This window comes from Caulobacter sp. RHG1 (assembly GCF_013181195.1).
Taxonomy (GTDB): domain Bacteria; phylum Pseudomonadota; class Alphaproteobacteria; order Caulobacterales; family Caulobacteraceae; genus Caulobacter.
In genome coordinates this window covers 291,948-311,750 of record NZ_SMZP01000003.1, presented here as the reverse complement: position 1 = coordinate 311,750, position 19,803 = coordinate 291,948, and the positions used below count along the sequence as shown (strand labels likewise).

The 19,803-nt window shown below is 68.1% G+C and carries 14 protein-coding genes and 3 pseudogenes; 10 read left to right on the top strand and 7 right to left on the bottom strand.

Features of this window, described 5'->3' with window-relative positions:
- Nucleotides 1-10: 10 nt before the first annotated feature.
- The 4 genes and pseudogenes from E1H18_RS09140 to E1H18_RS09125 all read right to left on the bottom strand — a co-directional run bounded on the left by E1H18_RS09140 (nt 11) and on the right by E1H18_RS09125 (nt 5,226).
- Entirely contained in the window at nt 11-1,669 is a 1,659-nt protein-coding gene (locus E1H18_RS09140; RefSeq protein ID WP_172266551.1) for a lysine--tRNA ligase, read from the bottom strand.
- 168 nt (nt 1,670-1,837) lie between these two features.
- Nucleotides 1,838-3,478: a phosphoglucomutase (alpha-D-glucose-1,6-bisphosphate-dependent) gene (gene pgm, locus E1H18_RS09135; protein WP_172267638.1), complete on the bottom strand. Its 1,641-nt coding sequence runs from the start codon at nt 3,476-3,478 to the stop codon at nt 1,838-1,840.
- A 730-nt stretch (nt 3,479-4,208) separates the two neighbouring features.
- Nucleotides 4,209-4,351, bottom strand: a pseudogene (locus tag E1H18_RS09130) (hypothetical protein).
- Nucleotides 4,348-5,226 (bottom strand): isoaspartyl peptidase/L-asparaginase family protein, encoded by an 879-nt coding sequence (locus tag E1H18_RS09125; protein ID WP_172266548.1) that lies wholly within the window; start codon nt 5,224-5,226, stop codon nt 4,348-4,350. The pseudogene E1H18_RS09130 and the gene E1H18_RS09125 overlap by 4 nt, the downstream one beginning before the upstream one ends.
- Nucleotides 5,227-5,295: 69 nt before the next feature.
- Between E1H18_RS09125 and E1H18_RS09120 the strand changes: the two genes are divergently transcribed.
- The 5 genes from E1H18_RS09120 to E1H18_RS09100 all read left to right on the top strand — a co-directional run bounded on the left by E1H18_RS09120 (nt 5,296) and on the right by E1H18_RS09100 (nt 9,469).
- Nucleotides 5,296-6,294, top strand: coding sequence for an NADPH:quinone oxidoreductase family protein (locus tag E1H18_RS09120; protein ID WP_172266545.1), 999 nt, complete (start codon nt 5,296-5,298; stop codon nt 6,292-6,294).
- A 103-nt stretch (nt 6,295-6,397) separates the two neighbouring features.
- Complete coding sequence (locus tag E1H18_RS09115) at nt 6,398-7,330, top strand: WecB/TagA/CpsF family glycosyltransferase (protein WP_172266542.1); 933 nt, start codon at nt 6,398-6,400, stop codon at nt 7,328-7,330.
- 52 nt (nt 7,331-7,382) lie between these two features.
- Nucleotides 7,383-7,574, top strand: a complete 192-nt coding sequence (locus E1H18_RS09110; protein WP_172266539.1) for a hypothetical protein — start codon at nt 7,383-7,385, stop codon at nt 7,572-7,574.
- Between the two features lie 111 nt (nt 7,575-7,685).
- Entirely contained in the window at nt 7,686-8,585 is a 900-nt protein-coding gene (locus E1H18_RS09105; RefSeq protein WP_172266536.1) for an SDR family NAD(P)-dependent oxidoreductase, read from the top strand.
- A complete protein-coding gene (locus tag E1H18_RS09100; protein ID WP_172266533.1) occupies nt 8,582-9,469 on the top strand; it encodes an EamA family transporter in 888 nt (295 codons plus the stop codon). Before E1H18_RS09105 ends, E1H18_RS09100 begins: the two co-directional genes overlap by 4 nt.
- Here the strand turns inward: E1H18_RS09100 and E1H18_RS09095 are convergent.
- Complete coding sequence (locus tag E1H18_RS09095) at nt 9,457-10,428, bottom strand: NAD-dependent epimerase/dehydratase family protein (RefSeq protein WP_172266530.1); 972 nt, start codon at nt 10,426-10,428, stop codon at nt 9,457-9,459. The genes E1H18_RS09100 and E1H18_RS09095 overlap by 13 nt on opposite strands.
- A 3-nt stretch (nt 10,429-10,431) precedes the next feature.
- On the bottom strand, nt 10,432-11,739 hold the full coding sequence (locus E1H18_RS09090; RefSeq protein WP_172266527.1) for a UDP-glucose/GDP-mannose dehydrogenase family protein: 1,308 nt from the start codon (nt 11,737-11,739) through the stop codon (nt 10,432-10,434).
- A 304-nt stretch (nt 11,740-12,043) separates the two neighbouring features.
- On the opposite strand from E1H18_RS09090, the gene E1H18_RS09085 reads away from it, so the two are divergent.
- From E1H18_RS09085 to E1H18_RS09070, 4 genes and pseudogenes are all read left to right on the top strand, one after another.
- Nucleotides 12,044-14,506, top strand: a complete 2,463-nt coding sequence (locus E1H18_RS09085) for an EAL domain-containing protein (RefSeq protein ID WP_172267636.1) — start codon at nt 12,044-12,046, stop codon at nt 14,504-14,506.
- A gap of 67 nt (nt 14,507-14,573) precedes the next feature.
- Nucleotides 14,574-15,686, top strand: a pseudogene (locus tag E1H18_RS26705) (PAS domain-containing protein); the annotation flags it as partial.
- Nucleotides 15,637-15,927 (top strand): annotated as a pseudogene (locus E1H18_RS27280) (histidine kinase); the annotation flags it as partial. The pseudogenes E1H18_RS26705 and E1H18_RS27280, both read left to right, overlap by 50 nt.
- Nucleotides 15,928-15,999: 72 nt before the next feature.
- Nucleotides 16,000-16,941, top strand: coding sequence for an ATP-binding protein (locus E1H18_RS09070; protein ID WP_370526485.1), 942 nt, complete (start codon nt 16,000-16,002; stop codon nt 16,939-16,941).
- On the opposite strand, the gene E1H18_RS09065 is transcribed toward E1H18_RS09070, so the two are convergent.
- A complete protein-coding gene (locus tag E1H18_RS09065) occupies nt 16,922-18,454 on the bottom strand; it encodes a helicase HerA-like C-terminal domain-containing protein (protein WP_172266521.1) in 1,533 nt (510 codons plus the stop codon). The genes E1H18_RS09070 and E1H18_RS09065 overlap by 20 nt on opposite strands.
- A gap of 101 nt (nt 18,455-18,555) precedes the next feature.
- On the opposite strand from E1H18_RS09065, the gene E1H18_RS09060 reads away from it, so the two are divergent.
- Nucleotides 18,556-19,668: an AI-2E family transporter gene (locus tag E1H18_RS09060; protein WP_172266518.1), complete on the top strand. Its 1,113-nt coding sequence runs from the start codon at nt 18,556-18,558 to the stop codon at nt 19,666-19,668.
- Nucleotides 19,669-19,803: the final 135 nt, after the last annotated feature.

Below are 19,803 nucleotides of genomic sequence, written 5' to 3'. Positions count from 1 at the left end.
GATTTCTGTATTAGGCGAGTTTCTCTTCGATCAAGGCGATGGTCCGGTCGATGCCGAAGATCGCCGCGAACGAGCCGAAGCGCGGGCCCTGGCTCTGGCCGAGGAGAACCTCGTACAGGGCCTGGAACCAGGCGCGAAGCGGATCGAAGCCGTGGGTCTTGCCGACTTCGAACACCTCGTTCTGGATCAGCTCGGCGTCCGGCGCGTCGGCCGGCATGGCCTTCAGCTTGGCCAGCAGGTCCAGCATCGCCGCGCGCTCCTGGTCGGTGGGCGCGCGGAAGGTCTTCGTGGGCTTCACGAAGTCCTCGTAATAGTTGATCGCGTAGCCGGCCAGGCGGTCCAGCAGCGGCTGGGTTTCGGCCGAGGCCCCCGGGATGTAGCGCGACAGGAAGCCCCAGAGGATTTCCTTGGTCGAGGCGTCGGCGGCCGACACCAGGTTCAGCATCAGGCTGAACGACACCGGCGAGCCGTGCTGCGGCGGGCGGCCCGAATGGATGTGCCACACGGGGTTGTCCAGCTGCTTGGCCGGCTCCTGGCGCTGATAGGCGTCCAGCTGCTGCAGATATTCGTCCGTCGCCTTGGGGATGACGTCGAAATAGAGCTTCTTGGCCGACTTGGGGCTCTGGAACATGTAGTACGACAGGCTTTCGGGCGCGCCGTAGCGCAGCCAGTCCTCCATCGACAGGCCGTTGCCCTTGGACTTGGAGATCTTCTGGTTGTTCTCGTCCAGGAAGAGCTCGTAGTTGAAGCCTTCCGGCGGGACCCCGCCCAGCGCCTTGCAGATCGCGCCCGACGCCTTGACCGAGTCGATCAGGTCCTTGCCCGACATCTCGTAGTCGACGCCCAGCGCGGTCCAGCGCATGGCCCAGTCGGGCTTCCACTGCATCTTCACGTGGCCGCCGGTGACCGGGACCTCGACGCGCGAGCCGTCCTCGTCCTCGAAGACGATCGTACCCTTCTCGACATTGCGTTCCAGGGTCGGGACCTGCAGCACCTTGCCGGTGGTCGGGCTGACGGGAAGGAACGGCGAATAGGTCGCGCGGCGCTCTTCGCCGAGCGTGGGCAGCATCACCTTCTGGATGGCGTCGAAGCGCTCCAGGGCGGTCAGCAGGGTCGCGTCGAACAGGCCGCCCTTGTAGCAGTCGGTCGAGGAGACGAACTCGTACTCGAAGCCGAAGCCGTCCAGGAACGCGCGCAGGCGGGCGTTGTTGTGGGCGCCGAAGCTGTCATGGGTGCCGAACGGGTCGCGGACGACGGTCAGCGGCTTGCCCAGGTCCTCGATCAGCGGCTGCTTGTTCTCGATGTTGTCGGGAACCTTGCGCAGGCCGTCCATGTCGTCGCTGAAGGCGATCAGTCGCGTGGGGATATGGTCGTCGACCAGCGCGCGGAAGGCCTGGCGCACCATGGTCGTGCGCGCCACTTCCCCGAACGTGCCCAGGTGCGGCAGGCCTGACGGACCATAGCCGGTTTCGAAGATCACCGCCTTGGCCAGCGCCGGATAGGCTTTCACCGCCTCGTCCGCCTTGCCGGCCTCGATCAGGGCTTTCGCGGCCTCCTGATCGGCGCGGTCGGGGAGGCGCACGCGCAGGACGCGGGCGATGGTGGCGCGCGCCTGCTCGAACGGCCAGGAGCGGGCTTCGCGGGCGAGGGGGGAGAGGCCTTCAAACATGCGGGGCGGTATAAGCGCTGATGCGGCGAAGGGCTAGGTCCCCCACAACCGCTCATCCCCGCGAAAGCGGGGACCCAAGCGGACATTCAGGAATGGGCGCCGCCTCGCCAGATCCTCGGACTCGGCTTGGGTCCCCGCTTTCGCGGGGATGAGCGCATTTTTAGAGCCTCAGCCCTTCAGCGCCCCCGCCACCACGTCACGCGCCTCGGCCTGGACCTGCTTCAGGTGGTCCGGACCCAGGAACGACTCCGCATAGACCTTGTAGACGTCCTCGGTGCCGGACGGCCGGGCCGCGAACCAGGCGTTGGCGGTGCAGACCTTCAGGCCGCCGATCGCCTCGCCATTGCCGGGGGCGGCGGTGAGGATGTCGGTGATCGGCTCGCCGGCCAGGGTCTTAGCGCTGACGTCGCTGGGACTGAGCTTGGCCAGACGGGTCTTTTCCTCGCGGCTGGCCGGGGCGTCGACGCGGGCATAGGCCGGGGCGCCGTATTGCTCGGTCAGGCCGGCGTAGAGCTGGCTAGCGCTCTGGCCGGTCTTGGCCTGGATCTCTGCGGCCAGCAGGGCCAGCTGCAGGCCGTCCTTGTCGGTGGTCCACACGCTGCCGTCGTGGCGCAGGAAGGCCGCGCCGGCCGACTCCTCGCCGCCGAAGCCGACCGAACCGTCCAGCAGGCCCGGCACGAAATACTTGAAGCCGACCGGCACCTCGAGCAGGCGGCGACCCAGGCCCGCCACGACGCGGTCGATCATCGAGGACGAGACCAGGGTCTTGCCGACCGCGACGTCCGCGCCCCAGCCCGGGCGGTGGGTGAAGAGGTACGAGATCGCCGCGGCCAGGTAGTGGTTGGGGTTCATCAGTCCGCCGTCGGGGGTGACGATGCCGTGGCGGTCGGCGTCGGCGTCGTTGCCGGTCGCCACGTCATAGGCCGCGCCGCCGCTCATGATCTCGATCAGGTTGGCCATGGCCTTGGGCGACGAGCAGTCCATGCGGATCTTGCCGTCGGTGTCGAGCGGCATGAACGCCCAGCGCGGGTCGACGGCGTCGTTGACCACGGTCAGGTTCAGCCGGTGACGCTCGGCGATCGCGCCCCAATAGGCGACGGCCGCGCCGCCCAGCGGATCGGCGCCGATGCGCACGCCGGCCGCGCGGATGGTCTCGATGTCGATGACGCTGGGCAGGTCGTCGACATAGCGACCCAGGAAGTCGTAGCGCCCGGCGGCCTTGTGGGCCTCATCGAAGCTGACGCGCTTCACGCCATTCAGGTTCTGGGCCAGCAGGTCGTTGGCGCGGGCGGCGATCGCCGAGGTCGCGCTGCTGTCGGCCGGACCGCCGCTGGGGGGATTGTACTTGATGCCGCCGTCGCGTGGCGGGTTGTGCGAGGGGGTCAGCAGCAGGCCGTCGGCTTGCGCTGCGTTTGCGCGATTGTGGGTGAGGATCGCGTGCGACACGGCCGGCGTCGGGGTGTAGCCGCCGTCGGCGTCGATCAGCGCGGTGACGCCGTTGCCGGCCAGCACTTCCAGCACCGAGCGGAAGGCCGGTTCCGACAGGCCGTGAGTGTCGCGGCCGACGAAGATCGGACCGGTCACGCCCTGGGCGGCGCGGTGTTCGATGACCGCCTGGGTGATGGCCAGGATGTGGTTCTCGTTGAAGCCGCCATCCAGGCTGGAGCCGCGGTGTCCGGAGGTGCCGAACACCACCTTCTGGCCGGGATCGGAGACGTCCGGCTTGATCTCGACATAGGCCCGCAACAGGGCGTCCAGGTCGATGAGATCTTCCGGCAATGCGCGAAGTCCAGCCCGGTCGTGCATCAAGATCATCCGTCATGTTGCGACGCAAAGGCGCGCGGCGGTGACTGTTTAGAGGCTGGGAGCGTGGAAGGGAATCTCTGGGCGCCAACTTGCCGCTCAGCACAGGCCCCCACCTGACCGCGCGCCAGCGCGCGGTCGTCCGCCCCCGGAGGGGCCAGACAGGCCGTCTTCCCCCTCTGGGGGAGGAGCGCCGCAGGCGCGGAGGGGGCAAGTACGGGGATTGGAGCGTAAACACGCTCGGCGTTCGCAATTTCGGATCGAACGAAATCAACGGCTTGTCGATTTTCACCCCGCTGAATGATCCGCCTTCAGCCCAGCCCCATAATCACTTGGTCCCCGTCGCAAGGGGAGGGCGCTTGGATCCGGCCCAAAGCGGCGATGGGGATAGGTTGAGCGGGGCCGCTGGCGGTTCCCGGCGCCCCCGTCAGGTCGTGCGGCTTACTCTTTAGGAGCGCGTACGGGTGACAGGCCGTCTGGGGCCAAAGCCTTCAGCGGAGCGACAGGGCGGTGACCGTTAAAGCCGCCTATCGTGGAGCGTCGGGGTCGAGACGGATGTAGCCGATCGACTTGCTCTGCGCCCGTCCGGGGGTTCTTGGAGTCCCGGGCCGATAAGGCCCACGCCCTCCGCCCTCACGGACAAGAACAGCCTGGCGGAGCGGACTCGCGAGCCGAAACACACAAATCCATACGGTCTCCGGGTTCGCCCGGCCGCTCCGTCGCCTCCCCATCACCTTCAGCGGCGAAGCCGCGTGAGGTCGAGACGCCGTGCGTCCTTCGAGGCCCGCTGTGCGGGCGCCTCAGGATGAGGGGACTTCTGATTTCCTCATCCTGAGGTGCGAGCCGCAGGCGAGCCTCGAAGGACGCACGGCGGATCAGAACGCCTCGCTGATCACCGTCCCGTCCAGCAACAGCGCCGCGCGCTTCAGGCCGCTCGACGCGAACGGCATCGCCACGTTGCCCTCGCGATCCACGGAGACCAGCCCGCCATGACCGCCCAGATCCGCCACGCCCTGGATCGCCGCCTGCGCCGCCGCTTCCAGGCTCTCGCCGCCGAACCGCATGCGGTGGGCGATCTGGACGCCAACGGCGGTGCGGATGAAGTACTCGCCCTGGCCGGTGCAGGAGACGGCGGCATGGCCGTCGGCCCAGGCGCCGGCCCCGATGATCGGGCTGTCGCCGACCCGGCCCGGCAGCTTGCCGAACACGCCGGCCGTCGAGGTCGCGGCGGCCAGGCGACCCTCGTTATCGCGAACCACACAGCCGACGGTGCCGGTCGGCAGAGCCTCCGGCGGATGATTGTCCTCGAAGGCGCCCGCCTGGGTGAACCAGCTCTGCGGATCCTCGACCGTCTCCAGCCCCTGGGCGCGGGCGAAGTCGATGGCGCCCTGACCCGCCAGCATCACGTGCGGGGTCTGTTCCATCACCGCGCGGGCGGCCAGGATCGGGCTCTTGAAGCCCTGCAGGGCGGCGACCGAGCCGGCCTTCAGGCTGGCGCCGTCCATCAGGCTGGCGTCGAGTTCGTACTCGCCGGCGGCGTTGGGCGAGGCGCCCTTGCCGGCGATGTAGAGGCCGCTGGCCTCCAGGCCGACCACGGTCTCGACCGCGACGTCCAGGGCGCTGGCCCCGGCGGCCAGCCGCTCGCGGGCGGCCTCGATCAGGCCGCGCATGTGGGCGATCTCGACACTGTAGTCATGGCCGGGCTTGGCCCCTGCGCCGCCATGCAGCGCGAGACTAAAACGTTTGTTTGACATTCTGCTTCCTTGGCCGCGCGTCCCGCGCTAGCGTCGGCTTGATTAAAGATAAATATCGGGAGAAGCGAGATGAAGGCGGTGCTCAGCAAGGCGGTCGGCGGACCCGAGACCCTGGTGCTGGAAGAGCTGCCCGATCCCGTTGCGGGACCCGGCCAGGTGCTGATCGACGTCAAGGCGTGCGGGGTGAACTATCCCGACGTGCTGATCATCGAGGACAAGTACCAGTTCAAGCCGCCGCGGCCGTTCGCGCCGGGCGGCGAGGTGTCGGGCGTGATCGCGGCGGTCGGCGAAGGCGTGACCCGCTTCAAGGTCGGCGACCGCGTTCTGGCCTCGACCGGCTGGGGCGGTTTCGCCGAGAAGCTGGCCCTGGAAGAGCAGCGCTGCACTTCTATCCCGGACAACATGCCCTTCGACGAGGCCGCGGCCTTCGTCCTGACCTACGGCACCTCGTACTACGCTCTTAAGGACCGCGCCCACGCGAAGGCCGGCGAGACCCTGCTGGTCCTGGGCGCCGCGGGCGGCGTCGGTCTGGCCGCGGTGGAGCTGGGCAAGGCGATGGGGGTGCGCGTTATTGCCGCAGCCTCCAGCCAGGAGAAGGTCGATCTGGCCATCAAGCACGGCGCCGACAGCGGCGTCGTCTATCCGCGCGGACCGTTCGACAAGGACGGCCAGAAGGCGCTGGCCGGCCTGATCAAGGACGCCTGCGGACCCAATGGCTGGGACATCGCCTATGACGCGGTCGGCGGCGATTATTCCGAGGCCACGATCCGGGCTGCGGGCTGGAACGGCCGCTTCCTGGTCATCGGATTCCCGTCGGGCATCCCGAAAATCCCGTTGAATCTCACGCTGTTGAAGTCGTGCGACATCGTCGGGGTGTTCTGGGGCGCGGCGGTGGCGCGCGATCCGAAGGGGCACGCGCAGAACCTCAAGGAGCTGATGGACCTCTATGCGGCCGGCAAGATCAGGCCGTACGTTTCCGAGCGTTTCCCGTTGGCCCGCGCCGGCGACGCGATCGCCCACCTCTCCAGCCGGAAGGCCATGGGCAAGGTTGTCATCACCGTTGAATAGAGTGGTTAGCGGGACTTGGTTAAATCCCGCTAAGTATCCTTTTTAGCGAAAGAAACAGGATACCCGCCGCAGAGTGCTCTTCGAGATTAGGAGACCTGCGGCGATGTTCGTCCAGAATGAACAAGGCGGTGCGTCGAGCGGCGGGGGCGATACGGCCCTGGCCGCGCCGCGCCGTCCGTTCCGCTTGAACCGGCGCCCCGAGGAGCGGGTGCAGGTGCTGGGCGGGACGATGGATCTGGTGCGCCCCGAGGAAGTCTTTCACTTCGTCACCGGCAAGCTGGCGGCGGGCCAGAGCGCGATCGTCGCCAATCACAACCTCCACAGCCTGTACCTGATCGGCAAGGACCACCAGATCGGTGAGTTCTACGAGGCGGCCGACCTCATCGAGGTCGATTCCGTGCCGCTGATCTTCTGGGCGCGCCTGGTCGGCCGGGCCAGCCGGCGCTTCCATCGCTGCACCTATCTGGACTGGCGCGACGACTTCTGGGCGCTGGCGGCGCGCAAGAACTGGAAGGTCTTCTTCGTCGGCGGCGCCCCGGGCGTGGCCGAGAAGGCCATCGAGCGCATCCATCAGGACTATCCGGCGGCGCAGATCGCCAGCCACCACGGCTATTTCGACGTCACCGCCGGCTCGGCCGAGAACGAGGCGGTGGTCGCCAAGATCCGAGACTACCAGCCCGATATCGTGCTGGTCGGCATGGGCATGCCGCGCCAGGAGATCTGGACGCTGGAGAACCACAAGGCCTACGGACCGGCCGCGACCTTCACCGTCGGCGGCGCCTTCGACTACGAGGCGGGCGTCCAGCAGGCTGCGCCGCGCTGGATGGGGCCGATGGGCATGGAATGGCTGTTCCGCCTGATGATCGATCCGCAGCGCCTGTTCTCGCGCTACTGCGTCGAGCCGTGGTCGCTGGTCGGTCCGGCTTGCCGAGACCTGGCGCGGGCCATCGGTCGACGCGGACCGGCGGGCGATGTCCGAGCCGCGGAAAACGCGCGCTGGGAGCAAATGCGTGCACGAAACGAAGGCGCGCGCTAATGTCGATTTCAGTAAGCGCGTTCGTGATCTCCAAAGAGGGGCTTGGGGGATAATGGGCCTGGATATTCGTGTCATGACGCTGGAGGCCAAGGAGCGCTCCGGCTTTGCGCACCGCGCCGTCGCGGCTGTGGGCCTGGTCGGACTGGGCCTAGCCTGGGCCGTGCTGCTCGTGCCGTGCATGCTGTGGCTGGGCATCACCCATCTGGGCCGCCTGCTGCAGCCGCTGGTTCGCCGTCCGGCCTGATTTTCCCAAGGTTGGACAGGGATAGACCCCTAGCCAACATCTGTTTGCTCCGCGAATATGATCATTGATCACTCGGCCCGCTGAGAGGCCGGGGTCGCGGAGGAATTTCCCATGGACACCAAGCCTGGACGTCTGGACGGCAAGGTCGCCGTCGTCACTGGCGGCTGCTCGGGCATCGGGCTGGGCGCGGTCGAGCTGTTCGTCGCGCAAGGGGCGTGCGTCGTCGCCGCCGACCTGCAGGACGAGAAGGGGCGCATGCTGGAGCAGCGTTTCCCCGACAAGGTCCGCTTCCAGCGCTGCGACGTCACCGCCGATGATGATCTGGCCGCGACCATGGCCCAGGCCGAGAGCGCGTTCGGCGGCCTCGACATTCTCTTCAACAACGCTGGCCATGGCGGCACGCCGGCCGGGGTTCAGGAACTGACCGCCGACGGCTGGGACAAGACCTTCGCCTTGCTGGTGCGCGGTCCGGCCATGGGCATGAAGCACGCGACGCCGCTGATGCTGAAGCGCGGCGGCGGCTCGATCATCAACACCGCCTCGATCGCCGGCCTGCAGGCGGGCTTCGGGCCGCTGGCCTATTCGGCGGCCAAGGCGGCCGTGATCCATATGAGCCGCTGCGCCGCGGCCGAACTGTCGCCGCTGAAGATCCGGGTCAACGCCATCTGCCCGGGCCTGATCGCCACCTCGATCTTCGGGGCGTCGATGGGCCTGCCGCGCGAGGTCGCCGACCAGATGGCCGCCCAGGTCGCCTCGATCGGTCCCAAGATCCAGCCGATTCCGAAGTCCGGCCTACCCGAAGACATCGCCGCCGCAGCCCTTTACCTGGCCAGCGACGACTCGGTCTTCGTCACCGGTACGCACATCGTCGTCGACGGCGGCATCACGGTGGGGCCGCGCAGCGCCTGGGACGTCAAGACGCCCTCGCCGATCCTGGCGGCCATGGGCATCTCGCCCGAACAGGCCGAGGCCATGCGCGCCCAGCTGATCGCCGCCGGCGGGGCGGGGTGACCCTCACCCCGAACCTTCGCGGCGCCCTGTGGATGCTGGCCTCGGCGGTCGGCTTCACGGCGATGACGACCCTGATCAAGTTCCTGGGCGACGACTATCCGGCCGCCCTGCAGACCTTCTATCGGCAGCTGGCGGGGGTGATCGTGCTCCTGCCGCTGATCGCTCGCGACTGGCGCGGCGCTTTCCGCACCACGCGGCCCGGCATCATCATCTTCCGCTCCAGCGCTGGGGTGCTGGCGCTGATCCTAGGCTTCTACGCCTACCAGAAGCTGCCCCTGGCCGACGCCAACGCCCTGTCGTTCACCCGGACGCTTTGGCTGGTGCCGCTGGCCGCCTTCGTCCTGCGCGAGCCGATCGGGCCTCTGAGGATCAGCGCGGCCCTGGTCGGCTTCCTGGGGGTGCTGATCATGCTGCGACCCGGCGCCGGCGGGGTGGAAGCCTGGCTGGGCTGGCCGCAGGCCGCGGCCCTGGCCTCGTCGCTGCTGTTCGCCCTGACCATCACCGGCATGAAGGTGATGACCCGCGATCACAGCCCGTTCGTGCTGCTGGTCTACGCTGCGGTGCTGGGGCTGGTCTTCGCCATCCCGCCGGCCCTGTTCGTCTGGCGCTGGCCGACCCTGCCGGACCTGGGCCTGCTGACCGCCATGGGCGTGATCGGCACCCTGACCCAGGGCGCTTACATCAAGGGCATGCAGGCCGGCGAGGCGGCGGTCATGGCCCCGATCGACTATACGCGGCTGGTCTTCGCGGTCGGCGCCGGCTTCCTGCTGTTCCACGAGGTTCCCAAGCCTGCGACCTTCGTCGGGGCGGCGATCGTCGTGGCCTCGACCCTGTTCATTTCCTGGCGCGAGTACCGACAGGCCAGGCCGGCTCAGTCGGCGTAGCCGCGCCGCCAGTCGACGAAGCGGGCCAGGCCTTCGGCCAGCTTGACCTTGGGCTTGTAGCCGCACAGGGCATGGATCTTGTCGATATTGGCGAAGGTGGCCGGCACGTCGCCCGGCTGCATCGGCAGCATGACCTTCTGGGCCTCCACGCCGAGCGCGGCTTCGAGGGTCGAGATCATCTCCATCAGCCCGACGGGATCGTTGTCGCCGATGTTGTAGACCTCGTGGCCGCCCTGCGCCGGCGGATGGTCCAGCACGCCCAGGATGCCGTCGACGATGTCGTCGATGAAGGTGAAATCGCGGGCCATCTCGCCCTCGCCATAGACGTCGATCGGCTCGCCCTGCAGCATCTTCTCGGTGAAGCTGAAATAGGCCATGTCCGGCCGGCCCCAGGGACCATAGACGGTGAAGAACCGCAGGCCCGACTGTGGGAAACCGTAGAGCGCCGCATAGCTCTGGCTCAGCATTTCGCAGGACCGCTTGGTGGCGGCGTACAGCGACACTGGATCGTTGGCCGGATCGGTCTCGCGGAAGCCGTCGCCGTTCAGCGGCCGGTCGCCATAGACACTGGACGAGCTGGCATAGACCAGGTGCTGGACGCCCGCATGGCGGCATGCCTCTAGCACCGACAGGTGGCCGGCCAGATTGCTGCGCTCATAGGCGAAGGGGTTCTCAATCGAGTAGCGAACCCCGGCCTGAGCGGCCAGGTGCACGACCCGCTGGGCGCTGGAGGCCTTCACCAGCGCGGCGAAGGCCTCGTGCTCGGCGATGTCCATCCGGACCATCGTGAAGCCGTCGCGACCTTCCAGCCGCGCGGCCCGGGCCTCCTTGAGGGCCGGATCGTAATAGGCGTTGAAGACGTCGACCCCGATCACCGTCTCGCCGCGATCCAGCAGGCGCTCGGCCACATGCATGCCGATGAAGCCTGCGGCGCCCGTGACGATGATCGGAGTTGTCATGCCTCAGCCCCGTCCGATCGAGGCGTAGGTAAAGCCGTGACGAACCATCTCGGCCGGCTTGTAGACATTGCGCAGGTCGACGACGACGGGGGCGTTCATGAGCAGCTTCAGGCGGTCCAGATCGAGGGCCCGGAACTGGTCCCACTCGGTCAGGATGACCAACGCATCAACCCCCTCGGCGGCTTCATAGGCGCCGGCCTTGAAGTCGACGTCCTTGAGCAGATGGGCGGCCTCCTTGGCGCCTTCGGGGTCAAAGGCCTGGACCTTGGCGCCGAGCGCCTGCAGGGCCGGGACGATGTCCAGGCTGGGCGCATCGCGCATGTCGTCGGTGTTGGGTTTGAAGGTCAGGCCCAGCACGCCGATCGTCTTGCCGGAGAGGTCCTCCGAGCCGATGGCCTTGGCCACCTTGCCGGCCATGGCCTTCTTGCGCGCGTCGTTGACCTCGACCGTGGTCTCGATCAGCCGAGTCGGGGCGCCGTAGTCCTGGGCGGTCTTGACCAGGGCGATGGTGTCCTTCGGGAAGCACGAACCGCCGTAGCCCGGGCCCGCGTTCAGGAACTTGCCGCCGATGCGCTTGTCCAGGCCGATGCCCTTGGCGACCTGCTGGACGTCTGCGCCCACGACTTCGCAAAGGTCGGCCATCTCGTTGATGAAGGTGATCTTCATCGCCAGGAAGGCGTTGGCGGCGTATTTGATCAGCTCGCTAGTCCGACGGCCGGTGAACACCAGCGGCGTCTCGTTCAGCGACAGCGGGCGGTAGAGATCACGCATCACGGCCTGAGCGCGTTCGTCATCAGTGCCGACCACCACGCGGTCGGGACGCTTGAAGTCCTCGATCGCCGCGCCTTCGCGCAGGAACTCGGGGTTCGACACCACGGCGAACTGGGCGTTCGGATTGGTCTTCTTGATGATCGCTTCCACCTCGTCGCCCGTGCCGACCGGCACGGTCGACTTGGTGACCACGACGGTGAAGCCCTCGATCAGGCCGGCGATCTCTTCAGCCGCGGCGTAGACGTAAGAGAGGTCCGCATGACCATCGCCGCGACGTGTGGGCGTGCCGACGGCGATGAACACCGCGTCGGCGTCCTTGATCGCCTGGGCGCCTTCCAAGGTGAAGAACAGACGGCCTTCGCGGACGTTGCGGGCGACCAGGTCATCGAGGCCCGGCTCGAAGATCGGGATCTCGCCCTTCTCCAGCCGCTCGATCTTGCGGGGATCCTTGTCGATGCAGGTCACCACGTGACCGAAGTCGGCGAAACACGCCCCCGACACCAGGCCCACATAACCCGTGCCAATCATCGCTACGCGCATCGAAGCATCCCGAGTTCGAACGAGCGCCGCCTTGCGCGACGCTTTCCGCCTATTCCAGCAATCGCGGCGCCGAGGCAAGCCGCCCGGTCAAAACACTCCGGACAGTGACATCCTGATGACCGCGCGCGACACAAATGGACGCCCCTTCCCCGCGACCTTACGTAGCCAAGCCCAGATCCCGATTCCCCACTGTTCTATTGAGGCGAGACAAGTCGAGGCAGGAAATTGCGCGAGGAAATGAGGCTATGGCCATTTGTCGCGCCCTGACTGTCGCAACGGTTTATTTGTAACTCCTGTTGTAGCGCTGTCCGGAAGTAACTCTCGGGGGACGTGCGTGCTGAAGTTCCTGAACTGCCTGACGACCGAGCATGACCTGCGTCTGGTGGTCGTCGCGGCGGTGGTCTGCATCGCCGGCTGTTTCACGACGTTCCGCCTGTATTCACGGATGCAGGGCGCGCGCGGTCACGTGCGCGCCGCTTGGCTGTTGCTGACCGGCCTGGTGGCCGGGTCCAGCGTCTGGGCCACCCACTTCATCGCCATGGTCGCGTTCACCCCCGGCCTGAAGACCGGCTACAGCCCCAGCGGCACCCTGCTGTCGCTGATGATCGCCGCGGTGTTCATGGCCGCCGGCTTCGCGGTCGCCTCGGCCCAGCGCTCGACCACCAACGACCTGACCGGCGGCGTTCTGCTCGGTCTGGGCGTCGCGGCGATGCACTATACCGGCATGTCGGCCTTCGTGACCCAGGGCCAGCTGGTCTGGGAGCATGCGACGGTCGGTCTTTCGGCCATCCTGGGGATCGGCGGCTCGGCCGCGGCCCTGGTCCTGGCGGGCGCGGCCCGCACCATCAAGCGCCAGATGCTGGGCGGCGGCGTGCTGTGCCTGGGCATCGTCTCGCTCCACTTCGTGGGCATGTCGGCCATCACCATCGTGCCGGATGGCGCGATCGTCGTGCCCGACCAATTGCTGTCGGGCGGTATCCTGACCCTGGCCGTCGGCTCGATCACCGGCATGATCATCCTGGGCGGCCTCGGCGCCGTCGCCATCGAATCCCAAACCTCGCGCTCGGCCCTCGAGCGCATCCGCCGCCTGGCCAATGCCGCCTACGAAGGCCTGGTCGTCGTCCAGGCGGGCCAGATCAACGACGCCAACGCCGCCTTCTGCGAACTGGCCGGCGCGCCGCTGGACGAACTGGTCGGCCGTCCGCTGATGGGCGCCATGCTGACCTTCGACGACGACGGCGCGGTGGCCCGTGACGGCATGCGCCGTGAAGGCAAGCTGCAGCCGGTCAACGGCGGCCGTCAGATCCCGATCGAAGTCTTCTCGCGCCTGATGGACGATGGCGCGCGCATCGAGACTTCGGGCCTGACCGTCCTGGCCGTCCGCGACCTGCGCGAGCGTCGGGCGGCCGAGGAGAAGATCCGCTACCTGGCCGAACACGACGGCCTGACCGGCCTGCCCAACCGCAATTCGCTGCAGGCCCGCCTGGCCGCCGCCGTTGAGCGCGTCGAAGCGTCGGGCGAGAGCCTGTCGGTCATCTGCATCGACCTGGACCATTTCAAGGAAGCCAACGACCAGCACGGCCACCTGACCGGCGACTCGCTGCTGGTCGAGACGGCCCGCCGTCTGCAGTCGGTCGTCCACGCGCCGTCCTTCGCCGCGCGCCTGGGCGGCGACGAGTTCATCGTGGTCCAGATCGCCGGCGGCGACCAGCCGACCGCAGCCGCCGAGCTGTCGGGCCGCCTGATCGACCTGCTGGCCGCGCCGGTCGTGCATGACGGCCAGGAACTGGCCATGGGCGCCAGCCTGGGCGTCAGCCTCTATCCCGACGACGGCCGCACCGCCGAGGCGCTGATGGCCAATGCCGACATGGCCCTGTACCGCGCCAAGGAGAGCGGCCGCGGCGTCTATCGTTTCTTCAAGCGCGAGATGGACGACACGATCCGCGAGCGCCGCAACCTGGCCCGCGACCTGCGCCAGGGCATCATCGACGAAGAGCTGGTGGTCCACTATCAGCCGCTGGCCCGCGCCACCGACGGCGAGGTCTGCGGCTTCGAAGCCCTGGTCCGCTGGAACCATCCGACCCGCGGCATGATCTCGCCGCTGGAGTTCATTCCCGTCGCCGAGGAGAACGGCCTGATCGGTCCGCTGGGCGACTGGGTCCTGCGCCGCGCCTGCGCCGACGCCGCCTCGTGGGAAAAGCCGCTGCGCATCGCGGTCAATCTCTCGCCGATCCAGCTGCACAATCCGGCTCTGCCGACGCTGGTGCATGAGGTGCTGATCACCACCGGCCTGTCGCCGGCTCGCCTGGAGCTGGAGATCACCGAAAGCGCCCTGTTCAAGGACTATCAGCGCGCTCTGGACAACCTGCGCCGCCTGAAGGCGCTGGGCGTGCGGATCGCCATGGACGACTTCGGCACCGGCTTCTCGTCGCTGTCGACCCTGCAGTCGTTCCCGTTCGACAAGATCAAGATCGACAAGAGCTTCGTCGAGAACATCCATCGCCACGACCGCGCCACCGTCATCGTGCGCGCTGTTCTGGGCCTCGGCCGCAGTCTGGAGATCCCCGTGGTGGCCGAGGGCGTCGAGACCCAGGAGCAGATCCTGTTCCTGCGGGGCGAGAACTGCACCGAGCTGCAAGGCTACGCCATCGGCCGTCCGGCGCCTGTCGACGCCATCGGCGCCTGGACGGTGGCCAGCGCCGTCGCCGTCGAGGCCATTGTTCCAAGCGAGAGGCCCCAGCCTGTCGAGGCCAAGCGCTCGGCCTGACCGGAACCTCGGCCTGCCCGAAACGTTAGGCGAAGCCTAAACGGGGCGGCAAGGCGGGGCTCTAGAAGTGCTTGGACGGACGGCCATCAGATTCGTGACGGCGGCCGATCGGCGTGAGCTTCGCTACGCCCTGGCGCTGCTGTTCGTGCTGCTGGCGATCGCCGCCCGCATGGCCGCGGTCGCCCTGACCGGCGTCGCCGTCAACTTCCCACCGTTCTTCGTCGCGGTCATGGTGGCCGCCATGGTCGGCGGCCTGGGGCCCGGGACCTTGGCGCTGGCCCTAAGCGCCTTGGTCGCCTGGCGGTTCTGGCTGGCCCCGGACGATTCCTGGACGCCACATCTGCGCGAGACCGTGCAGCTCTCCATGTTCCTGCTGTGCGGCGGGCTGATCGTGGTGCTGGTCGAGGCCTTGCGTCTGGCCGTCCGATCGGGCTTTGCCGCCGAGGAGCGGTTCCGTTCGGCCCAAGAGGTATCGCTGGACGCCTTCGTGATCCTGGAGCCGATGCGCCAGGGCGGACAGGTCGTCGACTTCCGCTGGACCTACGCCAATCCGATGGCCGATTCCATGCGGCCGGCCGGTGTGCCGACTCTCTTGGGGCGTCGGGTGCTGGAGGTATTTCCCGATGCGACGGGCCAGGACATGGTCGAACGTTTCCGGCGTCTGCTGGAGGCTGGCGGGCCCGACGACATCGACGTTCGGCGGATCATCGACGGCGAGGAGCGCTGGGTGCGCTCCAGCGGCGTGCGGCTGGGCGGCGACATCGCCGTCACCTTCCGGGATGTGACCCAGGAGCGGCAGGCCGCTGCGGCCTTGCGCAGCAGCGAGGAGCTGTTCCGAGGCATGGCCAATTCGGCGCCGGTGCTGATCTGGGCGACGAACGCCGATGGTCAGCCGGACTGGTTCAACCAGGCCTGGCTGGACTTCCGGGGCGGGACGCTCGAGCAGGAACTGGCCGGCGACTGGTTCGACAGCATGCATTCCGACGATCGCACCGCCGCGCTCGACGTGGCTGACGCCGCCGCCCGCCGGCGCGAGACCTTCCATGTCGCCTTCCGCCTGCGCAGGGCCGACGGGGCATGGCGTTGGATCAACAGCGTCGGCGCGCCGCGTTTCGACGCTTCGGGCGCCTATGCCGGCCATATCGGCAGCAGCTTCGACTTCACCGAGACGGTCGAGGCGCGCCGCGATCTGGAGCACCGGGTCATCGAGCGAACCGCTGGAGGCCAGCATGGCCGAAACGGCTGTGGCTCAAGCGGCGCTGGCTCAGGCCCAGCGGCTGGAGACCGTTGGCCGGCTGACCGGCGGCGTGGCGCACGACTTCAACAACCTGCTGACGGTGGTCGTCGGCGGCCTGGACATGATCCTGCGACGGCCGGGCGATACGGCGCGCGTCACGCGGCTGGGCGAAGCGGCGCTGGCGGCGGGCCGACGCGGCGAGCGCCTGACCCGGCAGCTGCTGGCCTTTTCACGCCATCAGGAACTGAAGCTGGAAGTGGTCGATATCGTCGCCCTGCTGGACCAGGCCGAGCCGCTGCTGCGTCGCGCGGTCGGTGAGGCGATCGCCCTGGAAGTCCGGCGCGACCGGCTGGCGCAGAACGTACGCGCTGACGCCGCTCAGTTCGAGGCGGCGCTGCTGAACCTGGTGGTCAACGCCGCCGACGCCACCGGCGCGGGCGGCCAGATTCGGATCACCGTGGAGCCGGTGAGGCTCGAGGATGGCGATGTCCTGGATACCGACGCTGGCGACTATGTGCGGGTGGCGGTCAGCGACACCGGCGCCGGCATGGCTCCCGAGGTGCTGGCCCATGTCTTCGAGCCGTTCTTCACGACCAAGGAGGTCGGCAAGGGCACTGGCCTGGGTCTGGCCCAGGTCTATGGCTTCCTGCGCCAGTGCGGCGGCGGGGTGAAGATCGAGAGCGTCGAGGGAGAGGGCACGACGGTGGCGCTTTATCTGCCGGCCACCGAAGCGTGCGCTGCGTCGACGGCGGCGATCGTCGCGCCGGTGACGGCTCGCCTGGACGGCGCCCGCATCCTGCTGGTCGAGGACGATCCGGCCGTGCGCGAGATCGCCTGCGGTCAGCTGCGGGACCTGGGCGGCGAGGTGACGACGGCCGACCATGGCGCGGCGGCGCTGGAGGTTCTGAAGAGCGGCCAGGTCTTCGACCTGCTGATGACCGACATCATCATGCCCGGCGGCGTTTCGGGCGTGGAGCTGGCGCGGGCCGCGGCGAAGGACCGGCCGGACCTGGCCGTGCTGCTGACCACCGGCTATGCGGGCGACCATGTGGACCGCGCGCCGGCCGACCTGCCCTGGCCGGTGCTGCGCAAGCCGTTCCAGGCCGATCAGCTGGCCAGCATCGCTGCGGCCCTGCTGGCGGGCCGCTCGCCGCCCAAGCGCGCCCGCCGCCGGAAGGTCAGCGCCGCCGGCGCGTGAGCCCGCCCAGCAGGCCGCGCATCAGTTCGCGCCCGGCCGTCGAGGCCACAGTGCGAACCAGGGTGACGGCGAAGGCCTCGGTGACGGTCTGCCGGTTCGAAGCACGGGGGCGGCTGGGCTGGCGCGACTCGCGGGCTTCCTCCCGCTGGCGGACCTTGGCCTCCGCGGCTTCTCGCTTGTCTTCCTCGGCCTGGGCGCGGTCGGCGTCGGCCTTGCGCTGGGCCTGCTGCGCGCGGCCCTGCAGAATTTCGTAGGCGGACTCGCGATCCTGGACGGTGTCATAGACGCCCGCCACCGGGCTCTGAGCCTGAAGGGCGGCGCGCTCGGGCGGCGTCAGCGGACCCAGGCGCGAGGCCGGCGGGCGGATCAGGGTCTTCTGCACCACCCGCGGCGCGCCCTTCTCGTCCAGGGTCGAGACCAGGGCCTCACCGACGCCCAGGGCCTGGATCGTCTCGGCGGTGTCGAAGCTGGGATTGACCCGGAAAGACTGGGCGGCGGCCTTCAGGCCCTTCTGGTCGGCGGGGGTGTAGGCGCGCAGGGCGTGCTGCACCCGGGCGCCCAGCTGACCCAGCACCGCGTCGGGAATGTCGGCCGGGTTCTGGGTGACGAAATAGACGCCTACGCCCTTGGAGCGGATCAGGCGCACGACCTGCTCGATCTTCTCCAGGAGAGGTTTCGGCGCATCGTTGAACAGCAGGTGCGCCTCGTCGAAGAAGAACACCAGCTTGGGCTTCTCCGGATCGCCAACCTCGGGCAGCACCTCGAACAGCTCCGACAGCAGCCACAGCAGGAAGGTCGAATAGAGCTTGGGCGACTGGATCAGTCGGTCGGCGGCCAGCAGGTTGACGTAGCCGCGACCGGCGACGTCGGTGCGCATCAGGTCGGTCAGGTCCAGCGCCGGCTCGCCGAAGAAGTGCTCGGCGCCCTGCGTCTGCAAGGTCAGCAGCTTGCGCTGAATGGCCCCGACCGTGGCGGCCGAGACGTTGCCATATTGCGTGCCGATCTGGTCGGCGTGGTCGGCGACATATTTCAGGCAGGCCTGCAGGTCCTTCAGGTCCAGCAGCAGCAGGCCGTCCTGGTCGGCGACGTGGAAGACGATGTTCATCACGCCTTCCTGCACGTCGTTCAGCTCCAAGAGGCGCGACAGCAGGAGCGGCCCCATCTCGGAGATGGTCGTGCGGATCGGGTGGCCCTTCTGGCCGAACAGATCCCAGAACATCACCGGCGGGGCCGAGGGCGACAGGGCCAGGTCCATCGAGGCGGCGCGGGCCAGCATCTTCTCGTTCGGCGTTCCCGGCATGGCGACGCCAGAGAGGTCGCCCTTCACGTCGGCGGCGAACACCGGCACGCCCGCGTCGGAGAAGGCCTGGGCCATCACTTGCAGCGTCACGGTCTTGCCGGTGCCGGTCGCGCCGGCCACCACGCCGTGCCGGTTCGAGCGGTCCAGGCGCTGGGTCACGGGGCCTTCGCCGAGGCCAACCAGGATCTCGTTTTCGCCAATCGACAGCGACATGGGGCACAAACTCCAGCAAAGGTCGTTGGAGCGTAGCCGGGGCCTTGCCTCGCGCCAATCCACGCGGGCAATGTCGGCCGCGATCCAGGAGATTTTTTACAATGCCCGCGCCTGCCTCGCCTCCCGTCACGACGCGCAACGCCGTGGTGTTCCTGGCCGTCGTTGCAGCCGTTGCGGCGCTCTACTGGATGCGCAGCATTCTGATCCCGCTGGCCCTGGCGGTGTTCCTGGCGGTGATGATCGACAGCTTCGCCCGGGTGCTGACCGCGCGAGCCCCGACCCTGTTTCCGCCGCGCGTGGCCCTGCCGGCGGCGGTGGTGCTGTCGATCCTGCTGTTCGGCGCGTCGTTCTGGGTGGTGATCGCCAACGGTAAGGGCTTCTTCGACCAGCTGATGGACTATGGCCCGCGGCTGAACGGCATCATCGCCAAGGTCGCCCACGCGATTGGCGTCCAGGTCGCGCCGACCATCGACAGTCTGATCAACCAGCTGAACCCGCAGCGCTACATCGGCCAGGTCGCTGCGTCGTTTGGCAACTTCGCCTCCAACGCCTTGCTGGTGATGATCTATCTGGGCTTCATCATCGCCTCGCGCCGGGGCTTCGCCCGCAAGATCGTCGCGCTGTACCCGCAGCACGCCGAGCGCGAGCAGAACATGAAGCTGTTCCAGCGCATCCGCGACGGCGTCGAGCAGTATCTGTGGCTGCAGACCGTGACCGGCGTGATGATCGCGGGCGCGGCCTGGGTGGTGATGATGCTGGTGGGCCTGGACAACGCGTTCTTCTGGGCCTTCCTGATCTTCCTGGCCGCCTACATCCCGATCCTGGGCGGGGCGATCGGCTGCTTCATGCCGCCGCTGTTTGCCCTGGTGCAGTTCCCCGACAGCCTGTGGCCCGCGGTGATCCTGTTCTGCGCCCTGCAGGCGATCTTCTTCGTCGTCGGCAACGTCATCCTGCCGCGGATGCAAGGCGACAGCCTAAACATGGACCCGACCGTGGTGCTGCTGTCCCTGGCCGCCTGGGGCGCGCTGTGGGGCGTGACGGGCATGTTCCTGTCCACGCCGCTGACCGTGGCGGCCATGCTGATCCTGGCCCAGTTCGACGGCTCGCGCTGGATCGCCATCCTGCTGTCCGAAGATGGCGACCCGCAGGGCGAGCGGTTGCTGGCCGCCAAGCCGAAGGCGGCGCCCAAAAAGACTTCGACACAAAAGAAGTGAGGCTTGGCTCTTAAACCCCGGGCCCTGGCGCCTATCTATGGTCTGTCCGGTTATCCCCCACCCGGACACCCCGCCGATCGAAGCTGGCAAGGCCGCCAAGATCGTGCTGGAAACGCCCGCATCCCCCCTCGCGGG

Excerpts from the sequence above, each read along its gene's own strand:
- E1H18_RS09140 (WP_172266551.1), bottom strand. The coding sequence starts at position 1,669 with ATGTTTGAAGGCCTCTCCCCCCTCGCCCGCGAAGCCCGCTCCTGGCCG.
- E1H18_RS09125 (WP_172266548.1), bottom strand. The coding sequence starts at position 5,226 with ATGTCAAACAAACGTTTTAGTCTCGCGCTGCATGGCGGCGCAGGGGCC.
- E1H18_RS09120 (WP_172266545.1), top strand. The coding sequence starts at position 5,296 with ATGAAGGCGGTGCTCAGCAAGGCGGTCGGCGGACCCGAGACCCTGGTG.
- E1H18_RS09115 (WP_172266542.1), top strand. The coding sequence starts at position 6,398 with ATGTTCGTCCAGAATGAACAAGGCGGTGCGTCGAGCGGCGGGGGCGAT.
- E1H18_RS09110 (WP_172266539.1), top strand. The coding sequence starts at position 7,383 with ATGGGCCTGGATATTCGTGTCATGACGCTGGAGGCCAAGGAGCGCTCC.
- E1H18_RS09105 (WP_172266536.1), top strand. The coding sequence starts at position 7,686 with ATGGACACCAAGCCTGGACGTCTGGACGGCAAGGTCGCCGTCGTCACT.
- E1H18_RS09095 (WP_172266530.1), bottom strand. The coding sequence starts at position 10,428 with ATGACAACTCCGATCATCGTCACGGGCGCCGCAGGCTTCATCGGCATG.
- E1H18_RS09090 (WP_172266527.1), bottom strand. The coding sequence starts at position 11,739 with ATGCGCGTAGCGATGATTGGCACGGGTTATGTGGGCCTGGTGTCGGGG.
- E1H18_RS09065 (WP_172266521.1), bottom strand. The coding sequence starts at position 18,454 with ATGTCGCTGTCGATTGGCGAAAACGAGATCCTGGTTGGCCTCGGCGAA.
- E1H18_RS09060 (WP_172266518.1), top strand. The coding sequence starts at position 18,556 with ATGCCCGCGCCTGCCTCGCCTCCCGTCACGACGCGCAACGCCGTGGTG.